3 protein-coding genes are annotated in these 3,521 nt (G+C 72.3%); 1 reads left to right on the top strand and 2 read right to left on the bottom strand.

Annotated elements, in window-relative coordinates; all coding sequences use genetic code 11:
• Positions 1-144: 144 nt before the first annotated feature.
• Entirely contained in the window at positions 145-1,089 is a 945-nt protein-coding gene (locus tag AB0D46_RS38360) for a 3-hydroxyacyl-CoA dehydrogenase NAD-binding domain-containing protein (RefSeq protein ID WP_362884723.1), read from the bottom strand.
• Positions 1,090-1,126: 37 nt separating this feature from the next.
• Positions 1,127-2,245: an acyl-CoA dehydrogenase family protein gene (locus AB0D46_RS38355; protein WP_362884721.1), complete on the bottom strand. Its 1,119-nt coding sequence runs from the start codon at positions 2,243-2,245 to the stop codon at positions 1,127-1,129.
• 256 nt (positions 2,246-2,501) lie between these two features.
• On the opposite strand from AB0D46_RS38355, the gene rfbA reads away from it, so the two are divergent.
• Positions 2,502-3,437 carry a glucose-1-phosphate thymidylyltransferase RfbA gene (gene rfbA, locus AB0D46_RS38350; RefSeq protein WP_362884719.1) on the top strand — a complete coding sequence of 312 codons (936 nt, stop codon included), beginning with the start codon at positions 2,502-2,504 and terminating at the stop codon, positions 3,435-3,437.
• Positions 3,438-3,521 lie beyond the last annotated feature (84 nt).

Here is a 3,521-nt window from a genome sequence, read left to right as displayed (position 1 = left end):
GCGGCCCCCCCCCCCCCGCGCCCCCCCCCCCCCCCCCCCCCGGGCGCCCCCCCGGCCCCCCCCCCCCCCCGCTCGCCCCCCGGCCCGCCCCGCGGCCCCTACCGGGACTCGTCCCGGGCGCCGGCGCCCGACGGCGCCGGCACCTCACTTCCGCTCGGACACCTCGGCGAGGGAACGCAGGATCGCGGTCTGCTTCGCGTCGCGCTCGCGCACGTGCTCCTCGTACGTCTTCGCCCCGTACGCCTGCTCCGCCTGCTCGATCAGCGACTCCACGGTCTCCGGGTCCATCGACGGCCGGCCGAGCTGCTCCCAGCCGCGCTCCAGGCCGGAACCGAGCGTCCCCAACCACTTGCGCAGACCGCCCTGCCCGCCACCCAGGTGGAAGGCGAGGAACGGGCCGACGGTCGCCCAGCGCAGCCCGATCGAGTGCGTCACCACACGGTCGAGTTCCTCCAGCGTGACGACGCCCTCCCGCACCAGGTGGACGGACTCCCGCAGCAGCGCCGACTGCAACCGGTTCGCCGCGAACGCCATCACCGGCTTGTGCAGCACGATCGGCACCCGGCCGACCGACTCGAAGAACGCGACCGCCTCCGCGACGGCCCCGGCCGAGGTGCGCTCCCCGGCCACGACCTCCACCAGCGGCACCACGTGCGGCGGGTTGAAGGGGTGCCCCACGACCACCCGCGACGAGTCGGCCATCCGCGCGCCCATGTCGTCGGGGTTCAGCGTGGAGGTGGAGGACAGCAACAACGCCCCCGCCGGGGCGGCCTTGCCGATCCGCTCGTACAGCTCCTGCTTCAGCTCCAGGTTCTCCGGGGCGTTCTCCACGACGACGTCGGCGTCCGCCAGCGCCCGTTCCAGATCCGGCTCGAAGCTCAGGCGCTCGGCGAAGCCCGCCGGATCCGCGCAACCGTCGGGCAGGTACGGCGCGAAGAGCTCCAACCCCTCGGCCACGATCCGCGGCGCGTCCGCGCGCCGACTGTTGACCACTACGTTCAGCCCGTGGCCCAGGAACAGGGCGATCCAGCCCAGTCCGATGGTGCCCGCGCCGATCACCGTGACGGTGCGCCGGTCTTCCCCGCTCATGTCTGTTCTCCCACTTCGAATTGGTCTGTTGTGCGGGTCACGAGGAGCAGAGCCCCTCGACGGGATCCACCAGCCGTGACCCGTAGGCATCGCCGACCGGATCGAATTCCAGCGCCACGTGGCTGGACAGGCTGTGCACGTCGCGCCAGATCCGCTGCAACGGATGCCCGGCGAGCTGCGCCGCGCTGCCCGCCGAACGCAGCAGCCGCTCCACGACGTCGACGAGCTGCTCCACCGCGAACGCGCAGTCGGCCGGACTGCGCACCAGTTCCAGCTCCGAAGCCCCGGGAGCGTCCGCGATCCGGGCGGCCCGCGCCAGCAGCAGCGCCGCCCCGTCGACGGCGATCACCGCGCGGGCGAGCGACAGCCGCAGCCCGCGGTCCTCGCCGGCCGTTCCGGCACCCGAACCGTCCGCCCACAGCCGCAGCGCGGCCCGGGCCGCGCCGAGTGCCGGCGCCCCGAACAGCACGCCGCTGAGCAGGCGCAACGGAACCGTGTGACATCGGGCGTCGGAACCGACGGCGCGCCCCTCGGTCACCCGCTGCCGGGCGAAACCGCGGTGCGCGGGGACGAAAACGTTGTCGGCGAGCAGCGTGTTGCTGCCGGTGCCGCGCATGCCGACCGCGGCCCAGGTGTCCGCGACCTGGTAGTCCCGGCGCGGCAGGGCGAAGAACCACGGCACCTGGCGTTCGCCGCCCTGCGGCACCAGCGCGCACACCAGGGCCCACTCGGAGAACCCGACCGCGCTGGTGAAGTCCCATTCGCCGGTCACCCGCCAGCCGCCGTTGACCGCGGTGGCGCTGCCTCGCGGCATCAACGCCCCCACCACGGGGGTGTTCGCGCCCTCGGCCCACAGCTCCGCCTGCCCCGCCTCCGGGAGGAAGGCCCCCATCCGACCCGCGCCCGCGACGACCGAGGCGCACCAGGCGGTCGAGGTGCACCCCTGGGCGAGGGCGTCGAGCGCGTCGAGCAGCCCGGTGGTCGACCCGGCGTCGCCGCCCCAGCGGGCGGGGACGAACCGGCGGGCGAAACCCGCGTCGACGATTCCGTCGGTCACCGTCCGCGACAGCATGCGATCGGAGTCGGCCCGGTCCGCGTAGTGGACCGCTACGGAGGCCAACTCCTCCGCTCTGAGCAGCAGATCGGAGTCCGACATCGGGCTCGGCATACGTACCACTTCCTTAATTGTCGGTGGCGTCGCGCCAGGCGGGTGGCAATGCGGCCAACCCTTGCCCCGCCGGATCCAGCCCCGCTGGAACTCGGCTCGACGGAGGAACGCTGGAGGAACGTCCCGGCCCACCTGGACAACGCTCCTGGTACGTCTCGACTCACGCTCGACCGTTGCCGCGCAGCCTCGAACGGCCATGGGCTCGTGACGGCCATGGCCCCACGACGACGCGAGGTGACCATCAGTGAAGGGAATCATTCTGGCCGGAGGCAGCGGCACCCGGCTCTACCCCATCACCCTGGGGGTGTCCAAGCAGCTGCTGCCCGTCTACGACAAGCCGATGATCTACTACCCGCTGTCGGTCCTGATGCTGGCCGGGATCCGCGACATCCTCCTCATCTCGTCGCCCCGAGACCTGCCTCAGTTCCGTGAGGTGCTCGGCGACGGGAGTGCCCTCGGCATCAAGCTCTCGTACGCCGAACAGCAGCATCCGCGCGGGCTCGCGGAGGCCTTCACCATCGGCGAGGAGCACATCGGTGACGACTCCGTCGCCCTGGTCCTCGGCGACAACATCTTCCACGGCCCCGGATTCTCACTGCTCCTGCAGGAACAGATGCCGCACACCGACGGCGCGCTGCTCTTCGGCTACCCGGTACGGGACCCCGAGCGGTACGGGGTCGGCGAGGCCGACGAGCAGGGACGCCTGATCTCCCTGGAGGAGAAGCCGGCGAAGCCCCGCTCCAACCGTGCCATCACCGGCCTGTACTTCTACGACAACGACGTGGTCTCCATCGCCCGCGGCCTGAGCCCCTCACCGCGCGGTGAACTGGAGATCACCGACATCAACCTGGACTACCTGGCCCGCGGCAAGGCCAACCTGGTGGACCTCGGCCGGGGCTTCACCTGGTTGGACACCGGCACCCACGACTCGCTCCTCGACGCCGGCCAGTACATCCAGACCCTGGAACACCGTCAGGGCCTGCGCATCGCCTGCATCGAGGAGGTTGCCCTGCGGATGGGCTACATCGAGCCGGAGCAGGCCTACCAACTGGGGAAGTTCCTGGGCAAGTCCGGGTACGGGCGGTACGTCATGGAGATCGCGGAGTCGCTGCGCGACGCCGCCCCGGAGGACATGGCCGGGACCCTGGCCCGCCGACGGTTCGACGGCTGGGCGGCCTGATCGCGGACGGGCGGCCCGTACGCACCACGACCGGGGGCCCGGCGGACGGGCGGGGGGCCGCCCCAAGGTACAGGCGGGGGGGTG

This window comes from Streptomyces sp. NPDC048383 (assembly GCF_040651775.1).
Taxonomy (GTDB): Bacteria; Actinomycetota; Actinomycetes; order Streptomycetales; family Streptomycetaceae; genus Streptomyces.
The sequence above is the reverse complement of the archived record's forward strand: the minus strand, read 5'-3'. Positions and strand labels throughout refer to the sequence as shown.